The organism is Enterobacter cloacae complex sp. IR5403 (genome assembly GCF_049238705.1).
In the GTDB taxonomy this organism is placed as follows: domain Bacteria; phylum Pseudomonadota; class Gammaproteobacteria; order Enterobacterales; family Enterobacteriaceae; genus Enterobacter; species Enterobacter hormaechei_C.
The window spans coordinates 34,194-54,438 of record NZ_JBMKHP010000012.1 but is presented as its reverse complement, the minus strand read 5'-3'; the positions used below and the strand labels follow the sequence as shown (position 1 = coordinate 54,438).

At 57.9% G+C, this 20,245-nt stretch carries 20 protein-coding genes; 14 read left to right on the top strand and 6 right to left on the bottom strand.

The genetic code is table 11. The annotated features are described in order from the left end of the window. Genes ACOTW6_RS16155 through acpT form a run of 5 tightly spaced genes read left to right on the top strand, consistent with a single transcriptional unit; the run spans window position 1 to window position 4,187 of the window. The gene (locus ACOTW6_RS16155) at window positions 1-1,167 is read left to right on the top strand and encodes a beta-ketoacyl-[acyl-carrier-protein] synthase family protein (protein WP_213789357.1); all 1,167 of its coding nucleotides are present in this window, start codon (window positions 1-3) and stop codon (window positions 1,165-1,167) included. Beyond that, window positions 1,164-1,640: a 3-hydroxy-fatty acyl-ACP dehydratase gene (locus ACOTW6_RS16150; protein ID WP_213789356.1), complete on the top strand. Its 477-nt coding sequence runs from the start codon at window positions 1,164-1,166 to the stop codon at window positions 1,638-1,640. Before ACOTW6_RS16155 ends, ACOTW6_RS16150 begins: the two co-directional genes overlap by 4 nt. Then, on the top strand, window positions 1,634-2,365 hold the full coding sequence (locus ACOTW6_RS16145; protein WP_026094333.1) for a 3-ketoacyl-ACP reductase FabG2: 732 nt from the start codon (window positions 1,634-1,636) through the stop codon (window positions 2,363-2,365). Before ACOTW6_RS16150 ends, ACOTW6_RS16145 begins: the two co-directional genes overlap by 7 nt. Then, window positions 2,362-3,591: a beta-ketoacyl-ACP synthase gene (locus tag ACOTW6_RS16140; RefSeq protein ID WP_047056072.1), complete on the top strand. Its 1,230-nt coding sequence runs from the start codon at window positions 2,362-2,364 to the stop codon at window positions 3,589-3,591. Before ACOTW6_RS16145 ends, ACOTW6_RS16140 begins: the two co-directional genes overlap by 4 nt. Window positions 3,592-3,593: 2 nt before the next feature. After that, a complete protein-coding gene (acpT, locus tag ACOTW6_RS16135) occupies window positions 3,594-4,187 on the top strand; it encodes a 4'-phosphopantetheinyl transferase AcpT (protein ID WP_015571496.1) in 594 nt (197 codons plus the stop codon). Between the two features lie 59 nt (window positions 4,188-4,246). On the opposite strand, the gene ACOTW6_RS16130 is transcribed toward acpT, so the two are convergent. Then, window positions 4,247-4,753 (bottom strand): phenolic acid decarboxylase, encoded by a 507-nt coding sequence (locus ACOTW6_RS16130; RefSeq protein WP_032649776.1) that lies wholly within the window; start codon window positions 4,751-4,753, stop codon window positions 4,247-4,249. A gap of 99 nt (window positions 4,754-4,852) precedes the next feature. Between ACOTW6_RS16130 and ACOTW6_RS16125 the strand changes: the two genes are divergently transcribed. The 3 genes from ACOTW6_RS16125 to ACOTW6_RS16115 all read left to right on the top strand — a co-directional run bounded on the left by ACOTW6_RS16125 (window position 4,853) and on the right by ACOTW6_RS16115 (window position 7,330). Continuing rightward, window positions 4,853-5,734 carry a LysR family transcriptional regulator gene (locus ACOTW6_RS16125; RefSeq protein WP_032649778.1) on the top strand — a complete coding sequence of 294 codons (882 nt, stop codon included), beginning with the start codon at window positions 4,853-4,855 and terminating at the stop codon, window positions 5,732-5,734. Window positions 5,735-5,766: 32 nt separating this feature from the next. Continuing rightward, window positions 5,767-6,561, top strand: a complete 795-nt coding sequence (locus tag ACOTW6_RS16120; protein ID WP_062933341.1) for an SDR family NAD(P)-dependent oxidoreductase — start codon at window positions 5,767-5,769, stop codon at window positions 6,559-6,561. Window positions 6,562-6,667: 106 nt separating this feature from the next. Next, window positions 6,668-7,330 carry an HAD family hydrolase gene (locus ACOTW6_RS16115; protein WP_003861228.1) on the top strand — a complete coding sequence of 221 codons (663 nt, stop codon included), beginning with the start codon at window positions 6,668-6,670 and terminating at the stop codon, window positions 7,328-7,330. Between the two features lie 60 nt (window positions 7,331-7,390). On the opposite strand, the gene ACOTW6_RS16110 is transcribed toward ACOTW6_RS16115, so the two are convergent. Beyond that, window positions 7,391-8,416 (bottom strand): TerC/Alx family metal homeostasis membrane protein, encoded by a 1,026-nt coding sequence (locus ACOTW6_RS16110; protein ID WP_015571505.1) that lies wholly within the window; start codon window positions 8,414-8,416, stop codon window positions 7,391-7,393. Between the two features lie 87 nt (window positions 8,417-8,503). Beyond that, the gene (locus tag ACOTW6_RS16105) at window positions 8,504-9,703 is read right to left on the bottom strand and encodes an NAD(P)/FAD-dependent oxidoreductase (RefSeq protein WP_213789355.1); all 1,200 of its coding nucleotides are present in this window, start codon (window positions 9,701-9,703) and stop codon (window positions 8,504-8,506) included. Window positions 9,704-9,931: 228 nt separating this feature from the next. Between ACOTW6_RS16105 and pitA the strand changes: the two genes are divergently transcribed. Then, window positions 9,932-11,431 carry an inorganic phosphate transporter PitA gene (pitA, locus tag ACOTW6_RS16100; RefSeq protein WP_003861225.1) on the top strand — a complete coding sequence of 500 codons (1,500 nt, stop codon included), beginning with the start codon at window positions 9,932-9,934 and terminating at the stop codon, window positions 11,429-11,431. A 54-nt stretch (window positions 11,432-11,485) separates the two neighbouring features. On the opposite strand, the gene uspB is transcribed toward pitA, so the two are convergent. Beyond that, complete coding sequence (gene uspB, locus ACOTW6_RS16095) at window positions 11,486-11,821, bottom strand: universal stress protein UspB (protein WP_003861224.1); 336 nt, start codon at window positions 11,819-11,821, stop codon at window positions 11,486-11,488. A 283-nt stretch (window positions 11,822-12,104) separates the two neighbouring features. On the opposite strand from uspB, the gene uspA reads away from it, so the two are divergent. After that, entirely contained in the window at window positions 12,105-12,542 is a 438-nt protein-coding gene (gene uspA / locus ACOTW6_RS16090; RefSeq protein WP_003861223.1) for a universal stress protein UspA, read from the top strand. 92 nt (window positions 12,543-12,634) lie between these two features. Here the strand turns inward: uspA and rsmJ are convergent, their stop codons facing one another. Continuing rightward, window positions 12,635-13,387: a 16S rRNA (guanine(1516)-N(2))-methyltransferase RsmJ gene (gene rsmJ, locus ACOTW6_RS16085; RefSeq protein ID WP_176691876.1), complete on the bottom strand. Its 753-nt coding sequence runs from the start codon at window positions 13,385-13,387 to the stop codon at window positions 12,635-12,637. 7 nt (window positions 13,388-13,394) lie between these two features. Then, a complete protein-coding gene (gene prlC, locus ACOTW6_RS16080) occupies window positions 13,395-15,437 on the bottom strand; it encodes an oligopeptidase A (protein WP_062933339.1) in 2,043 nt (680 codons plus the stop codon). A gap of 177 nt (window positions 15,438-15,614) precedes the next feature. On the opposite strand from prlC, the gene ACOTW6_RS16075 reads away from it, so the two are divergent. From ACOTW6_RS16075 to ACOTW6_RS16060, 4 genes are all read left to right on the top strand, one after another. After that, window positions 15,615-16,457 (top strand): 23S rRNA (adenine(2030)-N(6))-methyltransferase RlmJ, encoded by an 843-nt coding sequence (locus ACOTW6_RS16075; protein ID WP_006808562.1) that lies wholly within the window; start codon window positions 15,615-15,617, stop codon window positions 16,455-16,457. Window positions 16,458-16,527: 70 nt separating this feature from the next. Next, the gene (gene gorA / locus ACOTW6_RS16070; RefSeq protein WP_193135250.1) at window positions 16,528-17,880 is read left to right on the top strand and encodes a glutathione-disulfide reductase; all 1,353 of its coding nucleotides are present in this window, start codon (window positions 16,528-16,530) and stop codon (window positions 17,878-17,880) included. A 171-nt stretch (window positions 17,881-18,051) separates the two neighbouring features. Next, entirely contained in the window at window positions 18,052-18,339 is a 288-nt protein-coding gene (locus ACOTW6_RS16065; RefSeq protein WP_015571509.1) for a hypothetical protein, read from the top strand. 241 nt (window positions 18,340-18,580) lie between these two features. Continuing rightward, a complete protein-coding gene (locus ACOTW6_RS16060) occupies window positions 18,581-20,230 on the top strand; it encodes an alpha,alpha-trehalase (RefSeq protein ID WP_015571511.1) in 1,650 nt (549 codons plus the stop codon). Window positions 20,231-20,245 lie beyond the last annotated feature (15 nt).

Genomic DNA, 20,245 nt, shown 5'->3' with positions numbered 1-20,245 from the left:
ATGATTTACCTTTCTGCCGTTGGCATGGTCAACGCGCTCGGCAACTCGGCTGATGAAATAGCGGCGAACCTGATCGCTGGTGTGGCCCCCGGGATGCGCCAGCGTGCGGGCTGGCTACAGGGCTTACCCGAGGCCGTGCTGGGGGGCGTGGAGGGTGAACTACCCCCTGTCCCCGAGTCTTTTTCTGCGCATCGCAGCCGCAACAACCAGCTGCTGCTGGCGGCGCTGGCGCAAATCCGGCCCGCCGTCGATGCGGCCATTGCGCGCGTGGGGCGCGACCGCGTGGCGGTTGTGCTGGGCACCAGCACCTCCGGGCTGGACGAGGGTGATGAGTACGTGCGCCGCGCGCAGAACGGCGAGCGCAGCCCGCAGTGGCAATATCCGCAGCAGGAGCTGGGCGATCCGTCGCGCTTTCTCGCCCGCTGGCTAGCGCTGGACGGCCCGGCGTATACCATCTCAACCGCCTGCTCCTCCAGCGCGCGGGCGATCATCAGCGGTCGGCGCCTGATCGACGCCGGGCTGGTGGACGTCGCCATCGTCGGCGGGGCCGACAGCCTGAGCCGCATGCCGGTCAACGGCTTCAACAGCCTGGAGTCCTTCTCCCCGACCCTGTGCGAACCGTTTGGCCGCCACCGTCGGGGGATCACCATTGGCGAAGCGGCGGCACTGATGGTGCTGACCCGCGAGCCGGGCGAGGTTGCGCTCCTGGGCGCGGGGGAATCCAGCGATGCGTACCATATTTCCGCCCCGCATCCGCAGGGGGAAGGGGCGATCCGCGCCATCAACCAGGCGCTGAACGAGGCGGGCATGACGGCGGCGGACGTCGGTTATATCAACCTGCACGGCACCGCCACGCCGCTGAACGATCGCATTGAGGCGCAGGTGATCCACGATCTCTTTGGCGACCGCGTGCCGTGCAGCTCCACGAAACATCTTACCGGCCACACGCTGGGCGCCGCGGGGATCACCGAGGCCGCCCTGAGCTGGCTGATCCTGACCCGAGACCTGCCGCTGCCGCCGCAGGATTTTTCCCGCTACGCGCCAGACGACACCCTGCCCGCCTTCGGCCTGCTGCACCAGAGCGCACCGCTGAATAAACCGGTGATCCTGTCAAACTCCTTCGCGTTTGGCGGCAACAACGCCAGCCTTCTGCTGGGGAGGGTATGATGCGCTACTTACCTCCCGGGGATTATCTTCCTCACGACACGCCGATGCTGCTGCTTGAGAGCGTGGAAAGCGTCACCGATGACCGCGCCGTTTGCAGCGTGACGGTGAACGATCGGGGCGTTCTGGCCCCGTTTCTGGACGCCGACGGCAACCTGCCTGGCTGGTTTGCGCTGGAGCTGATGGCCCAGACCGTGGGCGTCTGGTCTGAATGGCACCGGATGCAAAAAGGGCTGCCGCACTGTGCGCTGGGCATGGTGCTGGGCGCGCGCGAGCTGGTGTGCGACGCCGGGCATTTTGCCGCAGGCAGCACGCTGACCATCACCATCGAACGTCTGATGCAGGATGAACGCTTTGGCAGCTTCGAGTGCGCCATTCATGCGGATAATGTCTCCCTCGCCACGGGCCGCGTGAACACCTTCCAGCCGAGCGAGGATGAATTAACCACACTTTTCAACCAGGGAACACCATCATGAGATCCGTACTGGTCACCGGCGCCAGCAAAGGCATTGGCCGCGCTATCGCCCTTCAGCTTGCGGCGGACGGTTTCACCGTTGGCGTGCATTACCATCGTGATGAAGCGGGCGCGCAGGAGACGCTGGAAGCGATTGTCCAGGCAGGCGGCGCGGGCCGTTTACTCACCTTCGACGTGGGCAACCGCGAGCAGTGCCGCACGGTGCTGGAACAGGAGATCGCTGACCACGGCGCGTGGTATGGCGTGGTCAGTAACGCCGGTATTACCCGCGACGGCGCATTTCCGGCGCTCAGCGACGATGACTGGGACAGCGTGATCCACACCAATCTCGACAGTTTTTATAACGTCATTCATCCCTGCATTATGCCGATGATCGGCACCCGCAAGGGCGGGCGGATCATCACCCTGTCGTCGGTGTCAGGCATTATGGGCAACCGTGGGCAGGTGAACTACAGCGCGGCGAAAGCCGGGATCATCGGCGCCACCAAAGCGCTCGCCACCGAGCTGGCAAAACGCAAAATCACCGTCAACTGCATCGCGCCGGGGCTGATCGATACCGGCATGATCGAGATGGACGAAGCCGCGCTGCACGCGGCGATGTCGATGATCCCGATGCAGCGTATGGGCCAGGCCGAGGAGGTCGCCGGACTGGCGAGTTACCTGATGTCGGATAAAGCAGGCTATGTGACGCGTCAGGTGATTTCGATTAACGGAGGCATGCTATGACCCGCCGGGTAGTGATTACGGGCATGGGCGGCGTCACCGCGTTCGGCGAGGACTGGCCGACCATCTCGCGCCGTCTGCGCGAGTATGAAAATGCGGTGCGAACCATGACGGAGTGGCAGGCGTATGACGGCCTGCAAACCCTGCTCGCCGCGCCGATTGAAGACTTCACCCTCCCCGCTCACTATACCCGTAAGCGCATTCGCGCCATGGGCCGCGTGTCGCTGCTCTCTACCCGCGCCACCGAGCTGGCGCTGGAGCAGGCGGGGCTGATCGACGACGCGGTGCTGACCAACGGTCAGACCGGCATCGCCTACGGCTCGTCGACCGGCAGCACCGGGCCGGTCAGCGAGTTTGCCTCCATGCTCACCGAAAAGCACACCCACAACATCACCGGCACCACCTACGTGCAGATGATGCCGCACACCACGGCGGTGAATACCGGGCTGTTCTTTGGCCTGCGCGGTCGGGTGATCCCCACCTCGAGCGCCTGTACCTCTGGCAGCCAGGCGATTGGCTACGCCTGGGAAGCGATTCGTCACGGCTACCAGACGGTGATGGTGGCAGGCGGCGCGGAAGAGCTGTGCCCGTCGGAAGCGGCGGTTTTCGATACCCTGTTTGCCACCAGCCAGCGTAACGACGCGCCAAAAACCACGCCGTCGCCGTTTGACGTTCAGCGCGATGGCCTGGTGATTGGCGAAGGGGCGGGCACGCTGGTGCTGGAAGCGCTGGATCACGCCAGAGCGCGCGGGGCAACAATCTATGGCGAGATCGTGGGCTTTGCCACCAACTGCGATGCGGCGCACATCACCCAGCCCCAGCGGGAAACCATGCAGGTGTGTATGGCGCAGTCGCTGGCGATGGCGGGCCTTGGCCCTCAGGACATTGGTTATATTTCTGCCCACGGCACGGCAACCGATCGCGGGGATATCGCCGAGAGTCAGGCGACCGCCGCCATTTTCGGCGACAGCGTGCCCATCTCATCCTTAAAGAGTTATTTCGGTCATACCCTGGGCGCCTGCGGCGCGCTGGAAGCCTTGCTGAGTCTGCACATGATGCGGGAGGGCTGGTTCACACCAACGCTCAATTTAAGACAACCGGATGAGCAATGCGGCGCTTTAGATTATATTATGGGGGAAACCCGCCCGATTGATTGCGAATTTATTCAGAGCAATAACTTTGCCTTTGGCGGCATCAATACCTCGATAATCATTAAACGCTGGGCGTAACTATGTACCAGTTTGTACTGGGAAAGATCTCCACCCTTAGCGCGGACCCGCTGGCGTCAACGCTCGCAGACATGGCACCTCAGGGTGCACGACACGCTTCCTGGCTTGCAGGCCGGACGCTGCTCGCCAGAACGTTATCCCCCTCACCGCTTCCCGAGATAATTTACGGCGAGCAGGGAAAACCGGCCTTCGCTAACGGCCATCCTCTGTGGTTTAACCTGAGCCACAGCGGGGACGACATTGCCCTGCTGATGAGTGATGAAGGTGAAGTGGGCTGCGATATCGAAGTGATCCGCCCGCGGGAGAACTGGCAGGCGCTGGCGAATGCCGTTTTCAGCCTCACCGAACATGACGAGCTGGAGCGTGAAGCGCCGGAAGAGCAGCTTTCCGCATTCTGGCGCATCTGGACGCGCAAAGAGGCAATCGTCAAACAGCGTGGCGGCAGCGCGTGGCAGATTGTCAGCATTGACAGCACCGCCCAGACCCTCCCGGTCAGCCAGCTACGCTTCGGCTCGCTGAGCCTGGCGGTCTGTACCCCTACGCCTTTCACCTTAACGGCGGAAGCGGTTACTTACTCCGGTATTTCTGCGGCATAAAAAACGGCCATGCCGGTTAAAACCAACATGGCCGATGTCTCGTTCATGTGTTCCCGATCTTATTTTAAATTTTCCGGAAAGTTTTTTGGCAACTCGCTAGCCGCGCACGCAATAACGCTATCGTCATTTGCACCGCAGTCGCGCACGAAGGTGATGGTGGCAAATTCATCAATCACTTCGGTTGGATACGCTGGCCCGGCATCACGGTAGCTATTCATCAGCGGAATGTGATCGTTCTGGAAGCAGACGGTTTTTTCCGGATTATTCATGACCCAGCGCGGGAAGAAGATGGTGCCGTGGAACAGGCGGTCACCCAGGTTCACGATCAGGCTCACGTCGGTACCGGTTGGCTCCGTCCAGGAAATTTTATAGATGCTCTCCCCAACACGGACAATGTAGGCCTGCTGATCTTTCACCCAACGGTTGCCCACCAGACCGCTGTGAATACGGTAGTCCAGGGTGTTTTCGTTTTTAACGTAAATTTCGTAGTTCCAGCCATTATCGTAGGTATATACCAGATGTTTACCAACGAAGCCGCTTAAATCATGTTTGTCGAAGGTGCTCATACGATGTCTCCTTTGTTTTGATGAGACGATCGTACCCCTTCAAAAAATGAATGAATAACGCTATGTTTGAATCAAATTCATCCAAAATTTGGATTAATTATGCACAAGACGACGCTCGAACAGTGGGCCTTACTTGAGAGAGTCATCGAGGCGGGCAGCTTCGCTAAGGCGGCGGAAGAGACCCACCGCAGCCAGTCCTCGGTCAGCTATAACCTGTCGCTTTTGCAGGAGCGGCTGGGCGTGGCGCTTCTGATGACAGAGGGACGGCGTGCCGTGCTGACCCCGGCGGGTGAGCTGTTGCTGAATCAGGTTAAACCGCTGCTGAAAGCCTTCGCCTATGTGGAAACGCGCGCTGCGACCCTGCGCAGCGGGATGCGAACCCGTATCGACCTGATGGTAGACAGTATTTTTCCGCGCAGCCGGCTGTTCGCGATTTTGCGCCAGTTTCAGCAGCTGTACCCGCAAACGCAGGTGCGGCTTACCGAGGTGCTGGAAAACAGCCGCGCAGATGCGCTCAATGATGAAGCCGACGTGATGGTCTTAACCCGCCGCCAGGACATTACCGGCCTGGGCGAATGGCTGATGAATATCGATTTTGTTGCCGTCGCGCATCACGCGCACCCGCTGTTTGCGCTGGATACACCGCTTAACGACGAGATGCTACGACCGTGGCCGCGCATTCAGATCGCAGACAGCCAGCCCACCGCTCACCCCACCGGGGAGTCGTGGACCTTCTCCACCATCGATGCCGCGATCGAAGCGGTGATGTATCAGGTTGGATACGGCTGGTTACCGGAAGAACGCATTCAGACCCCGCTCCAGCAGGGCATCCTTAAAACGCTGCCGCTCAGCCACGGCGTACGTCGCGCCACGCCGCTGCACCTCATCGTCAAACGCTCCCTCAGCCCGCTGGACGAGCAGGTTGAGACGCTGTTGCGCCTTTTTAAACAGGAGCCGTCATCGTCAACTGCTACGCTTTAAGTTTTGAACCAAAAGATGACAAGGAGCGAATGATGAAAATTGATTTAACGGGGAAAGTGGCGCTGGTGACCGCGTCCACCGGCGGTATTGGGTTTGCCATCGCCCGCGGGCTGGCGGAGAGCGGTGCGGAAGTGATCGTGAACGGGCGCAGCGTCGACTCGGTGAACAAAGGCATTCAGGCGCTACAGCAGGTGGTGCCTGGCGTACAGGTTCGTGCCGCCATCGCCGATCTGAGTTCGCAGGAGGGCGTTGACGAACTGCTCAGGGTCGCCACGCACGTCGATATTCTGGTGAATAACGCCGGGATCTATGGCCAGCAGGATTTTTATTCCACCGACGACGAGACCTGGGAACGCTACTGGCAAACCAACGTGATGTCCGGCGTGCGCCTCTCTCGTGCCCTGCTGCCCGGCATGGTACAAAAGGGCTGGGGTCGCGTGGTGTTTATCTCATCAGAATCGGCCTGCAATATTCCTGCGGATATGATCCACTATGGCGTGACAAAAACCGCCCAGCTCTCGCTGGCGCGCGGCCTGGCGAAGTTCGTGGCAGGCAGCGGCGTGACGGTGAACAGCGTGCTGCCGGGCCCGACAATGTCGGACGGTTTTGCCGCGATGATGAAAGACGAGATCGAAAGAACCGGTAAATCGCTGGAGCAGCTGGCGAAAGAGTTCGTGATGACGAATCGCCCCAGCTCGGTGATCCAGCGCGCCGCCACGGTGGAAGAAGTGGCGAATATGGTGGTGTATGTCTGTTCCATGCAGGCCTCCGCGACTTCCGGCGCGGCGCTGCGCGTTGACGGCGGCGTGGTGGATGACATTGTTTGACCCGTCAGGCCACAGGTTCAGGAAAAAATGCGACCTGATATAAGGACTATGAAGGTAAAGCAGGTAAACTAGTGAACAGAATGTGTATTTCAGCTAAGACGTATTTATGACCAATATGATTGCCGACGAAGCCGTGGCGAAGTCCAGCGTGCTCTCTGTCTTTGACTTTGATGGTACGTTGACGCACCACGACAGTTTTATCCCGTTCCTGCGCTTTGCCTTTGGCAAGCGCTACTTTGCTGGCCGACTGGTGCGCATGGCCCTGCCTACGCTGCACTGTGTGCGCCGCAAGCTGACGCGAGATGAGCTGAAAGAGGTGTTGATTAAAACCTTCCTGACGGGGGTGGATGAGCACTGGTTACGTCAGCAGGCGGAAGCCTTCTGTGAAAAATACTGGAACAAGCTGATGCGCCCGGAAGGTGTGCTGGCCGTCGCCAACGAGGTCAATTCCGGTGCGGAAGTGACGATTTGCTCTGCTTCCCCGGCGCTGGTATTGCAGCCGTGGGCCGATAAGCTCGGCATTAAGCTGATTGGCACGCAGCTGGAAGTGAAAGACGGCAAGCTGACCGGGCGGATCACCGGCCACAACTGCCGCTGTGCCCAGAAGGTGGCGAGGCTGGAGAAGGTGTATGGGGATTTGAACGCGTATCACCTGCGCGCCTGGGGCGACACGCGTGGCGACCACGAGTTGCTGGCGGCGGCGCAGGATCCGCACTGGCGGCATTTTCATCATCCGAGCAAGCGCCGAAATTCACCAATTAAGGGTTAGGTGCGGCCCGATGCCCTCACCCCGGCCCTCTCCCACAGGGAGAGGGAGAAAAGCGGTACATCAGGCTTCACGTTTTCCCGGGAACATCACGCTCGCAATAATCCCCAGCGCCAGTACCCCCAGCACCACAAACAGGCTTGCCGTGGCGCCGATGTTATAACCGTGATGCCAGAAATGGTCGGTCGCATTCAACCCCAGCTTGAACGCCACGAAGAACAGCAGTAACACCACCGCTTTCTCCAGATGCACCAGATACTGCTTCAGCGCTTCCAGCACGAAGTAGAGGGTACGCAGGCCGAGGATCGCGAACATCATGGCGCTGTAGATAATCAGCGGCTCACGGCTGACGGCAATGATTGCGGGTACGGAATCGAAGGCGAACATCACGTCGGACAACTCCACCACCGCGACGCAGAGCAGCAGCGGCGTCGCGTAGCGCTTCGCCTTCTTCACGCGGCCTACCATCACATCCTTGTTTTCAGGCTTCTCCAGTTCGGCATCCACCTCTTTCTGGGTCAGGATAAACGCATGGCTGCTGATTTTTGGCCACACCGGGTAAAAGCGTTTCACCAGGCGGTACGCCAGATGGTTGGAGTAATCTTCGACTTCATCGCTCTCTTCATTGCGTTTCAGCATCATCACCGCCGTCCAGCCGACGACCAGCGCAAAAATGACCTCAACATACGGCCCCAGGCTCAGCAGGCTGGTGCCGATGGCGACAAAAATACCGCGGAACACAATCGCCCCGAGCACGCCCCAGTAGAGCACGCGGTGACGATATCTATCCGGCACGCCAAACCAGGCGAAGATCGCCATCATCACAAACAGGTTGTCGACGGAGAGCACCTCTTCCAGCGCATAGCCGGTCAGGAACAGACTGGCCATCTCCGCGCCGTGGTGCACGTATAAGAATCCGGCGAAGGCCATCGCCATCATGACCCAGAAGATGGACCACATGACCGCGCTTTTCAGCGAGATCGGTTTATCGTGACGGTGCATGAAGAGGTCGATAAACATCGCCCCAACGGCCATCACCACGAAGACAACAACGGTTTCCGTCGGGAAACCGAGATGAGCAGCAGACATAGACAACCCTTTTAAGAAGACAAAACACCATGCACACAATAAAAAGCGTGGACCCGTTAAGGACGCAGCACGCTAAAAAAATAAATATTAACCGTTCTTTTCAGCGAGTGCCTGCGCGCATGCCCAGGCACTGGCCCACGCCCACTGGAAGTTATACCCGCCGAGCCAGCCGGTCACGTCCATCACTTCACCAATGAAATAAAGACCCGGCACGTTGCGGGCTTCCATCGTGCGGGATGAGAGTTCGTTTGTATCCACGCCGCCCAGCGTCACTTCCGCCGTGCGGTAGCCTTCGGTGCCGTTTGGCTGTACGCGCCAGTTCGTCAGCGTCTCCACCAGCGTTTCCTGCTCGCGGCTGTTGAGCTGCTTGAGCGCGACATCCGGAATTTGCCCTAACACCTGCAAGCACTCCACGAGACGCTTCGGCAGCTGCATCGCCAGGGTATTTTTCAGGCTTTGATTCGGGTGCGCGGCGCGTTGCTCGTTGAGGAAGGCGTCCAGATCGCAGTCCGGCACCAGGTTTACGGAGACAAACTCCCCCGGCTGCCAGTAGCTGGAGATCTGCAATACCGCCGGGCCCGAGAGTCCGCGATGGGTAAAGAGCAGATTTTCGCGGAACACCGTGCCGTCTTCGGCCGTAATGACCGACGGCACAGACACGCCGGAGAGCGTCTGAAGCTGTTCCAGCAGGGGCTTATGCAGCGTGAACGGTACCAGCCCGGCGCGGGTGGGCAGTACCTTCAGGCCAAACTGCTCGGCAATTTTATAGCCGAACGGTGAAGCGCCCAGCCCCGGCATCGAGAGGCCGCCAGTGGCGATCACCAGGTTATTAGCGCTGACGGTTTCGCCGTTGAGTTGCAGCGTGTAGCCCTGCTCGTCACGGGCGACGTCCAGCACTTCGGTGCGCAGGCGCATTACAACGCCGCCTTTCTCGCACTCGGCCACCAGCATATCGACAATTTGCTGCGCGGAGTCGTCGCAGAACAGCTGGCCTAGCGTCTTCTCATGCCACGCGATACCGTGTTTACCCACCAGCTCGATAAAATCCCACTGGGTGTAGCGCGCCAGCGCAGATTTGCAAAAATGACGGTTCTGGCTCAAATAGGCCGCAGGCTCGACATAAAGATTAGTAAAGTTACAGCGCCCGCCGCCAGACATCAGGATCTTGCGGCCAGGCTTTTTTCCGTTATCCAGCAGCAGCACGCGACGACCCGCTTGTCCGGCCATCGCCGCACAAAACATACCCGCCGCACCGGCGCCAATTACTACGGCATCAAACCTTTCCACGTCAAAATCCTCTTCGTTAACTGCCGCGGATTGTAAAGTTTCCTCAGTGGTCGCACCAGCGTAAAAAGATATTACAAAGCCATTTCATTGATATTTAAAGATTATCCTTTCAGGCACATTTCTCAAATCAGGTGGTATGTCAAAAAAAGTCTATATTTCACTTTGCCCGTTGCGCATTTGTCCTGGATAATGCGCCGCGTTCATGTCCTCAAAATGGCGTAACGTCCTATGCTACATTTGTTTGCCGGCCTGGATTTACATACCGGGCTTTTATTATTGCTTGCTCTGGTTTTTGTGCTGTTTTACGAAGCGATCAACGGCTTCCACGACACTGCAAACGCAGTAGCAACGGTTATCTACACTCGCGCAATGCGATCGCAGCTTGCGGTCGTGATGGCGGCGGTATTTAACTTTTTTGGTGTCCTCCTGGGCGGACTGAGCGTTGCGTATGCCATTGTGCATATGCTGCCAACGGATCTGCTGCTTAACGTGAGTTCCGGTCATGGCCTGGCCATGGTGTTCTCAATGCTGCTTGCTGCGATTATCTGGAACCTCGGTACCTGGTATTTCGGCCTGCCGGCATCCAGCTCTCACACCCTCATCGGCGCGATTATCGGTATCGGGTTAACCAATGCCCTGATGACCGGGACCTCCGTCGTTGATGCGCTGAATATCCCGAAAGTTCTCGGCATTTTCGGCTCTCTGATCATCTCCCCTATCGTCGGTCTGGTGGTGGCGGGTGGCTTGATTTTCATCCTGCGTCGCTACTGGAGCAACACGAAAAAACGTGCGCGTATCCACCTGACGCCAGCAGAGCGTGAGAAGAAAGACGGCAAGAAAAAGCCGCCGTTCTGGACGCGTATCGCGCTGATCATTTCCGCTATCGGCGTCGCCTTCTCTCATGGCGCGAACGATGGTCAGAAAGGTATCGGCCTGGTGATGCTGGTTCTGATTGGCGTCGCACCGGCGGGCTTCGTGGTTAACATGAACGCCTCCGGCTACGAAATCACCCGTACCCGTGATGCGGTAAACAACGTTGAGACTTACTTCCAGCAGCATCCTGATTTGCTGAAGAAAGCGACCGGCGTGGACCAGCTGATTCCTTCTCCGGAGTCAGGCGCAACGACGGCACCGGGCGAGTTCCATTGCCATCCGGCAAACGCGATTAACGCGCTGGAACGTGCGAAAGGCATGCTGGCCGATATCGAAAGCTACGACAAACTGGCTGTTGAACAGCGTGGTCAGCTGCGTCGCATCATGCTCTGTATCTCCGACGTGACCGATAAAGTCGCGAAGCTGCCAGAGGTTAATGCTGACGACCAGCGTCTGCTGAAGAAACTGAAAGGCGATATGCTCAACACCATTGAGTACGCGCCAATCTGGATCATCATGGCGGTCGCGCTGGCGCTGGGTATCGGTACGATGATTGGCTGGCGTCGTGTGGCGACCACCATCGGCGAGAAGATCGGTAAGAAAGGCATGACCTATGCGCAGGGTATGTCCGCGCAGATGACGGCAGCGGTATCTATCGGTCTGGCGAGCTACACCGGTATGCCAGTCTCCACCACCCACGTACTCTCTTCGTCCGTGGCAGGTACCATGATTGTTGACGGCGGCGGTTTGCAGCGTAAAACCGTGACCAACATCCTGATGGCCTGGGTGTTCACCCTCCCGGCGTCCATCCTGCTGTCTGGCGGTCTGTACTGGATTTCGCTGAAGCTGATTTAATCGGCTGAAGGCGACAAAAAAGCGGGTCAGGAAACTGGCCCGCTTTTTTTATGCTCAGTGCCAAATCATCAGCGCAATCATACTCACCACAACCAGGCCACACAGGGCGCTGGTCAAAATGAACTGACGACGCAGGCGCTCGCAGCGACGGATAAACTCTTCATCGTGGTGATCGCGGTAGCGTTGGTAGTAGATATACCCCACCAGACGCATCTGCTTGCTGGGCTGTCCGTGCGAGGTGAAGAACCCTCCACCGTCCACATACTGATAAAGCAACGGATCGCAACCACGAAGTACCACTAACAGCGCACGTAACGATGAGAAGTAGCGCGCCATATTCACTATGCAAACCACGCATAACGCCCAAAACAATGCGACGGTGCTAATCATACATCCTCCCCGGCGTCCGCCCACGAAGCAAGGCTTCTGAGCTACCGCACCCCAATGCCCTGACAGACAGTTCAGTGAAAGAATGACCAAAAGTCGATCCGGTTCGCGTTTTAATATCCGAACGGCTCATTAAATAGTGTAGGAGATCCGTTAATTTTTTTGCCACAAGGTTAATCGTTATCAACACCAAAGCTTGAAAAATATGTTTAACTGGGCCGTAATGAAAGCATCAGACGACGGCTTTCCCATTTAGTCATCGATAACTTAAGGAAGGAGTAACACTATGGCTTACAAACACATTCTTATCGCGGTAGACCTCTCCCCGGAGAGTAAAGTGCTGGTTGATAAAGCAGTATCCATGGCACGTCCCTACAACGCGAAAGTTTCGCTGATTCACGTTGATGTGAATTACTCCGACCTCTACACCGGTCTGATCGACGTCAATCTGGGCGATATGCAGAAACGCATCTCCGAAGAGACTCACCACGCGCTGAGCGAGCTTTCTACCAACGCGGGCTATCCAATCACTGAAACCTTAAGCGGTAGCGGCGATCTGGGCCAGGTGCTGGTTGATGCGATTAAGAAATACGATATGGACCTGGTGGTATGCGGTCATCACCAGGACTTCTGGAGCAAGCTGATGTCTTCCGCGCGCCAGCTGATTAATACCGTACACGTGGATATGCTGATTGTTCCACTGCGTGACGAAGAAGACGAGTAAGTGCAAAAAAGCCCGGTGGCGCTAACGCTTACCGGGCCTACAAGCGGCACTGAATGTAGGCCGGGTAAGGCGAAGCCGCCACCCGGCTTTTTCTATTCTGGCGTACCCGAATAAATATCAAACCGATGCCCTTTCGTGGTCACCGCGTTAGTGGTCGCAACATCCGCCAGCGGCGGCGCATAGTCCGGCCGCTTCACCACCACCCGCTTCGTCGCCAGCTGACGAGCCGGCTCCAGCAGGCCATCGGCATCTAAATCTGGCCCCACCAGCGACTGAAACACCCGCATCTCTTTCTTCACCAGTGCGCTTTTCTGCTTATGCGGGAACATGGGGTCGAGATAAACCACCTGCGGGCGCGGGGTGATATCGGTCAGCGCCGTCAGGCTGGAAGCATGAATAAGTTGCAAACGTTCCTGTAACCACGGGCCAATTTCCGGGTCCGCGTAGCCTCGCGTCAGCCCGTCGTCGAGCAGCGCGGCGACAACCGGATTACGCTCCAGCATCCGCACCCGGCATCCGACAGATGCCAGCACAAAGGCATCGCGCCCCAGCCCCGCCGTGGCATCCACCACGTCCGGCAGATAGCTGCCTTTAATGCCGACCGCTTTGGCCACCGCTTCGCCGCGACCGCCGCCGAACTTGCGCCGGTGCGCCATCGCGCCGCCAACAAAATCGACAAAAATCCCGCCGAGCTTCGGCTCATCGCGCTTGCGCAGCTCCAGATGTTCCGGCGTCATCACCAGCGCCATCAGGTTGTCTTCATCGTATTCCAGCCCCCAGCGGGCCGCCAGAACAGATAAGGCGCCGTCCCCGGCGCCTGTTTCATCTACTAAGCAGATCTTCACGTAGCAATCAGCCTTTGATTCCGTAATGCTCCAGCATCGCATCCAGCTGCGGCTCGCGGCCACGGAAGCGTTTGAACAGCTCCATAGGCTCTTCTGAACCGCCGCGCGTCAGGATGTTATCAAGGAACGACTGACCGGTTTCGCGGTTGAAAATCCCCTCTTCTTCGAAGCGCGAGAAGGCATCTGCCGCCAGCACGTCGGCCCACAGGTAGCTGTAGTAGCCTGCGGCGTACCCGCCTGCGAAGATATGGCTGAACGCGTGCGGGAAGCGTCCCCAGGTCGGGCCTGGAATAACTGCGACCTGCTTTTTAATCTCAGCCAGGGTTTCGAGGATTTTCGCCCCCTGCTCCGGGCTGAACTCGGCGTGCAGACGGAAATCAAACAGGCCGAACTCCAGCTGACGCAGGATAAACATCGCCGCCTGGTAGTTTTTCGCCGCCAGCATTTTATCCAGCAGTTCCTTCGGCAGCGGTTCGCCCGTTTCGTAATGGCCGGAGATAAACGCCAGCGCGTCCGGCTCCCAGCACCAGTTTTCCATAAACTGGCTTGGCAGCTCGACCGCATCCCATGGCACACCGCTGATACCGGCGACGCCAGCGGTTTCGATGCGGGTCAGCATGTGGTGCAGGCCGTGACCGAACTCGTGGAACAGGGTGATCACTTCATCGTGGGTAAACAGCGCAGGTTTGCCGTTCACCGGACGGTTGAAGTTACAGGTCAGGTAGGCGACCGGTTTTTGCAGGGAACCATCCGCTTTACGCATCTGGCCCACACAGTCGTCCATCCACGCCCCGCCACGTTTGTTTTCACGCGCGTAAAGATCCAGATAGAAGCTGCCGCGCAGCTCGTTTTTCTCGTCATACAGCTCAAAGAAGCGCACGTCCGGATGCCAGACGTCGATATCGGTACGCTCTTTCGCGGTAATGCCGTAGATGCGTTTCACCACCTCGAACAGGCCGTTAACGGCTTTGTTTTCCGGGAAGTACGGACGCAGCTGTTCGTCGCTGATGCTGTAGAGATGCTGTTTCTGTTTTTCGCTGTAGTACGCGATATCCCATGGCTGAAGCTCATCCACGCCGAACTCCGCTTTCGCAAAGGCGCGCAGCTGAGCCAGTTCTTTTTCACCCTGAGGACGGGCGCGTTTCGCCAGATCGGTCAGGAAGTCGAGCACCTGCTGTGGGTTCTCGGCCATTTTGGTGGCAAGGGATTTATCCGCGTAGCTGTCGAAGCCCAGCAGCTGTGCCAGTTCGTGGCGCAGGGCGAGGATCTCCGCCATCACCGGGCTGTTGTCCCACTTACCGGCATTCGGCCCCTGATCGGAGGCGCGGGTGCTGTAGGCGCGGTACATCTCTTCGCGCAGGGCCTGGTTGTCGCAGTAGGTCATCACCGGCAGATAGCTTGGGATATCCAGCGTTAACAGGAAGCCTTCCTGCTCTTTCGCTTCGGCCTGGGCTTTTGCCGCCGCCAGCGCGCTTTCCGGCATACCCGCCAGTTCAGATTCATCGGTAATCAGCTTCGTCCAGCCCATGGTGGCGTCGAGGACGTTGTTGCTGTACTGGTTGCCCAGCTCGGACAGGCGCGCGGCGATTTCGCCGTAGCGAACCTGTTTTTCTTTTGGCAGGCCAATCCCGGACAGTTCGAAATCACGCAGGGCGTTATCGACCGATTTTTTCTGCGCCGTGTTCAGTTCGGCATAGTGGTCGCCGTCGCGCAGGTCGCGGTAAGCTTTGTAGAGCCCCTCGTGCTGACCCACCCAGGTGCTGTACTCAGAGAGCAGCGGCAGGGTTTGTTCGTAGGCTTCGCGCAGCTCCGGGCTGTTTTTCACCGAGTTCAGGTGGCTTACGGGGGAGAAGATGCGCCCCAGCACGTCGTCCACTTCGGCCAGCGGCTGACACAGATTCTCCCAGGTGTACGGCGCGCCCTGCGCGACCACGCTTTCTACCGCCGCGCGGCAGTTTTCCAGCGACTGGGTAACGGCTGGAACCACATGCTCAGGGAGGATTTTAGAAAACGGTGGCAACGAAAAAGGCGTCAGTAATGGATTGGTCATAAACGCTGTCCTGTTGAAAGAGATGAATGAAGCGCGCATCCGGCGCTGTGCATATTGTTCAGTAATGGGGTTAAGTGTAGAGGATTTCAATAGCCGCGCTTACCGGGCCTGCGGGTAATCTGTGCCGTTCTGCTGTAAACTGTGGCAAATCGTCAATTCAGCGGAATATCATTACCCATGCTCAGTTATCGCCACAGCTTCCACGCAGGCAACCACGCCGACGTCCTCAAACACACCGTTCAGAGCCTGATCATCGAATCGCTTAAAGAAAAGGATAAACCGTTCCTTTATCTGGACACCCACGCGGGCGCGGGCCGTTATCAGCTGAGCGGCGAGCATGCCGAGCGTACCGGTGAATATCTGGAAGGGATTGCGCGTATCTGGCAGCAGGACGATCTGCCTGCCGAGCTGGAGCCGTATATTGGCGTGGTGAATCACTTCAACCGCAACGGCCAGCTGCGTTACTACCCGGGTTCACCGCTGATTGCCCGCCAGCTGCTGCGCGAGCAGGACAGCCTCCAGCTGACCGAACTGCATCCGAGCGACTTCCCGCTGCTGCGTTCTGAGTTTCAGAAAGATAACCGCGCCCGCGTGGACAAAGCCGATGGCTACCAGCAGCTGAAAGCCAAACTGCCGCCGGTTTCCCGTCGCGGCCTGGTGCTGATCGACCCGCCGTACGAAATCAAAACCGACTATCAGGCGGTGGTGACCGGCATTAACGAAGGTTACAAACGCTTTGCGACCGGCACCTATGCCCTGTGGTATCCGGTAGTGCTGCGCGCGCAAATCAAACGCATGATCAAAGACCTCGAAGCGACCGGCATTCGTAAAATCCTGCAAATTGAGCTGGCGGTGCGCCCTGACAGCGACCAGCGCGGCATGACCGCGTCCGGCATGATTGTCATTAACCCGCCGTGGAAGCTCGAAGCGCAGATGAACAACGTGCTGCCGTGGCTGCACAAAACGCTGGTGCCAGCCGGTACGGGTCACGCCACCGTGAGCTGGATCGTGCCGGAGTAATCGCAGCCATCGGTGGAAACTATTGATTTCAGGTATACAATCGCGGCAATTCACGATTAAGGACAACGCTATGACTAAGCATTATGACTACATCGCAATCGGCGGCGGCAGCGGCGGCATCGCCTCCATCAACCGTGCAGCCATGTACGGCCAGAAGTGTGCGCTGATTGAAGCCAAAGAACTCGGCGGCACCTGCGTGAACGTGGGTTGTGTACCGAAGAAAGTGATGTGGCATGCCGCGCAAATCCGTGAAGCTATCCATATGTATGGCCCGGACTACGGCTTTGACACCACCATCAACCACTTCGACTGGGATAAACTGATCGCCAGCCGTACCGCCTACATCGACCGTATTCACACCTCGTACGATAACGTGCTGGGCAAGAATAACGTCGACGTGATCCGCGGCTTTGCCCGTTTTGTGGATGCGAAGACGATCGAAGTGAACGGCGAGACGATCACCGCCGATCACATCCTGATCGCCACCGGCGGCCGTCCGAGCCATCCGAACATTCCGGGCGCGGAATACGGTATCGACTCCGACGGGTTCTTCGAGCTGCCTGCTCTGCCAGAACGCGTTGCCATTGTGGGCGCAGGTTACATCGCGGTTGAGCTGGCCGGCGTGATTAACGGCCTGGGAGCGGAAGCGCACCTGTTCGTGCGTAAACACGCGCCGCTGCGCAGCTTTGATCCGCTGATCGTCGACACGCTGGTCGAGGTGATGAACGCCGAAGGCCCAACCCTGCACACCAACGCCGTGCCAAAAGCGGTGGTGAAAAATGCAGACGGTAGCCTGACCCTGGAACTGGACGATGGCCGCAGCCAGACCGTTGATTGCCTGATCTGGGCGATTGGTCGTGAACCGGCCACCGACAACTTCAACCTGGCCGCAACCGGGGTGAAAACCAATGAAAAAGGCTACATTGTCGTTGATAAGTTCCAGAACACCAGCGTACCGGGTATTTATGCCGTCGGTGATAACACCGGCGCCGTAGAGCTGACGCCGGTTGCCGTGGCGGCGGGGCGTCGTCTTTCCGAGCGTCTGTTTAACAACAAGCCGGACGAACATCTGGACTACAGCAACATCCCGACCGTGGTCTTCAGCCACCCGCCAATCGGTACCGTCGGCTTAACCGAGCCGCAGGCGCGTGAGCAGTACGGTGATGACCAGGTGAAAGTGTATAAATCGGCGTTTACCGCGATGTATACCGCGGTCACCTCGCACCGTCAGCCATGCCGCATGAAGCTGGTCTGCGTGGGCCCGGAAGAGAAGATCGTTGGCATCCACGGCATTGGCTTCGGCATGGACGAGATCCTGCAAGGCTTCGCGGTGGCGCTGAAGATGGGCGCAACGAAGAAAGACTTCGATAACACCGTGGCGATCCACCCGACTGCGGCGGAAGAGTTTGTGACCATGCGCTGATCGGTCTGATCCGCAACAAAACCGGCCAGCTGGCCGGTTTTTTTATGCCCTGGGCAGGTAAACCCAACGGCTGTACAAACGGTAACAAAATAACCCGCTACCCGCGGTGGAATTAACTAATCTTAGAAAGCGCTACGCGTTCGCCTGTTACTACGGAAAAAGATTAGAGATATGAAAATGCACGTAAAGATCACCGCAAAACTGATGGCCAAAATGCACCTTGTTCTCGCGCTGGTATGGGCGATACTGACTATTCCTACCCTGCTGTGGTGGAAAAACAGCATTCTGTGGGTGTCGTTAATGAGCATTTACGCCATCGTGATTTCCCATCTGGCTGCGTACAGCGCCGCCCATGCGGAAAAAGCGGCCAGCAAGGCGATGGATAAAAGCGAAGGCGCCAGCCAGAAAGCCAATCAAACCGCCAACAGCCTTCAGGGCGATGCGCGTCAGGCACACTAATCCGTGCGTATATGCAGAATACCGAATGCTCTGAATTTTATTCCTGCTCTGTTTCCAAAGATTCTGATTTAATAATTTCATAATCAAAGGGATATCTGATTTTCAGCGTGTTTAAATCCATTTTGAAAGCGTGATCTACCGCACACTTCGCACCGCATTAACCGAAGCGAATGTCTACGCTTTAAAGATAGCCGGGAAAAACCCGTATTGGTTACGACAAAAACCGGAGGTCCTGAACACCATGTTCAACCAGAAACTACAGACTGCCGAGGATATCGAGTTCGAGATTGCAGAAGAGCTGCGCTACGAAACCGATCCCTGTGAGTTAAAACTGGATGAGATGATCGAGGCAGAGCCGGAACCGGAAATGATTGAAGGGCTGCCGGCGTCCGATGCCCTTACGCCCGCAGACCGCTACCTTGAACTGTTTGAACACGTCCAGTCGTCGCGGCTGTTTGCGGACAGCAAAACCTTTCCCGACTGTGCGCCGAAGATGGATCCGCTGGATATTTTGATCCGCTATCGCAAGGTGCGTCGCCACCGTGATTTTGACCTGGCGCGCTTTGTGGAGAATCACTTCTGGCTGCCGGAGGACTACAGCAAAGAGTACGTCTCTGACCCCGGCCTGTCTCTGAAAGAACATATTGATAATCTGTGGCCGGTGCTGACGCGCGAGCCGCAGGATCACATCCCGTGGTCGTCGCTGCTGGCGCTGCCGCAGGCCTATATTGTGCCCGGCGGGCGATTCAGCGAGACCTACTACTGGGACTCTTACTTCTCCATGCTGGGGCTGGCTGAAAGCGGTCGTAACGATCTGCTGAAATGTATGGCCGATAACTTCGCCTGGCTGATTGAGCGCTACGGCCATATCCCGAACGGCAACCGTACCTACTATCTCAGCCGCTCCCAGCCGCCCGTTTTTGCCCTGATGGTGGAGCTGTTTGAAGAGGACGGCGTGCGCGGGGCGAAGCGCTATCTTGAGCATCTTAAGATGGAGTACGCCTTCTGGATGGACGGGGCGGAATCGCTGCTGCTCAATCAGGCCTATCGCAGTGCGGTTCGCATGCCGGATGGCTCATTGCTCAACCGCTACTGGGACGATCGCGACACGCCGCGAGATGAATCGTGGATTGAGGACGTGGAAACCGCCCGTCATTCTGGTCGTCCACCGAACGAGGTATATCGCGACCTGCGCGCCGGGGCAGCCTCAGGATGGGATTACTCATCCCGCTGGCTGCGCGATCCTGCGCGGCTGGCCAGCATCCGCACGACACAATTTATCCCCATTGATTTGAACGCATTCCTGTTCAAACTGGAGAGCGCTATCGCCAATATCTCCGCGTCGAAAGGGGATAAAGAGACGGCTGATCTGTTCCGCCAGAAAGCCAGCGACCGGCGCGCAGCGGTAAACCGCTATCTGTGGGACGAAGAGAACGGCTGTTATCGTGATTACGACTGGCGGCGTGAAGCCCTGGCGCTGTTCTCTGCGGCCAGCATTGTGCCGCTGTATGTGGGCATGGCGACGCATGAGCAGGCTGAACGGCTGTCCGATGCCGTTAAAGCCCGTCTGCTCACGCCGGGCGGTATTCTCGCCACCGAATATGAAACAGGGGAGCAGTGGGATAAGCCGAACGGCTGGGCGCCGCTCCAGTGGATGGCGATCCAGGGGTTCAAGCAGTACGGCAACGACTCGCTGGGAGATGAGATCGCCTGGAGCTGGCTGCACACGGTGAACCATTACTACAAAACCCATCATAAGCTGATTGAGAAGTACCACATCGCCAGCAGCACGCCACGCGAAGGTGGCGGGGGTGAGTATCCGTTGCAGGATGGCTTCGGCTGGACGAATGGGGTGGTGCGGCGGTTGATTGGGCTGTATGGGGAGCCCTGAGCCTTGCCCCTCACC

Coding starts and splice junctions, on each gene's coding strand:
- ACOTW6_RS16155 (WP_213789357.1), top strand. CDS start 1: ATGATTTACCTTTCTGCCGTTGGCATGGTCAACGCGCTCGGCAACTCG.
- ACOTW6_RS16150 (WP_213789356.1), top strand. CDS start 1,164: ATGATGCGCTACTTACCTCCCGGGGATTATCTTCCTCACGACACGCCG.
- ACOTW6_RS16140 (WP_047056072.1), top strand. CDS start 2,362: ATGACCCGCCGGGTAGTGATTACGGGCATGGGCGGCGTCACCGCGTTC.
- acpT (WP_015571496.1), top strand. CDS start 3,594: ATGTACCAGTTTGTACTGGGAAAGATCTCCACCCTTAGCGCGGACCCG.
- ACOTW6_RS16130 (WP_032649776.1), bottom strand. CDS start 4,753: ATGAGCACCTTCGACAAACATGATTTAAGCGGCTTCGTTGGTAAACAT.
- ACOTW6_RS16125 (WP_032649778.1), top strand. CDS start 4,853: ATGCACAAGACGACGCTCGAACAGTGGGCCTTACTTGAGAGAGTCATC.
- ACOTW6_RS16120 (WP_062933341.1), top strand. CDS start 5,767: ATGAAAATTGATTTAACGGGGAAAGTGGCGCTGGTGACCGCGTCCACC.
- ACOTW6_RS16115 (WP_003861228.1), top strand. CDS start 6,668: ATGACCAATATGATTGCCGACGAAGCCGTGGCGAAGTCCAGCGTGCTC.
- ACOTW6_RS16110 (WP_015571505.1), bottom strand. CDS start 8,416: ATGTCTGCTGCTCATCTCGGTTTCCCGACGGAAACCGTTGTTGTCTTC.
- pitA (WP_003861225.1), top strand. CDS start 9,932: ATGCTACATTTGTTTGCCGGCCTGGATTTACATACCGGGCTTTTATTA.
- uspB (WP_003861224.1), bottom strand. CDS start 11,821: ATGATTAGCACCGTCGCATTGTTTTGGGCGTTATGCGTGGTTTGCATA.
- uspA (WP_003861223.1), top strand. CDS start 12,105: ATGGCTTACAAACACATTCTTATCGCGGTAGACCTCTCCCCGGAGAGT.
- prlC (WP_062933339.1), bottom strand. CDS start 15,437: ATGACCAATCCATTACTGACGCCTTTTTCGTTGCCACCGTTTTCTAAA.
- ACOTW6_RS16075 (WP_006808562.1), top strand. CDS start 15,615: ATGCTCAGTTATCGCCACAGCTTCCACGCAGGCAACCACGCCGACGTC.
- gorA (WP_193135250.1), top strand. CDS start 16,528: ATGACTAAGCATTATGACTACATCGCAATCGGCGGCGGCAGCGGCGGC.
- ACOTW6_RS16065 (WP_015571509.1), top strand. CDS start 18,052: ATGAAAATGCACGTAAAGATCACCGCAAAACTGATGGCCAAAATGCAC.
- ACOTW6_RS16060 (WP_015571511.1), top strand. CDS start 18,581: ATGTTCAACCAGAAACTACAGACTGCCGAGGATATCGAGTTCGAGATT.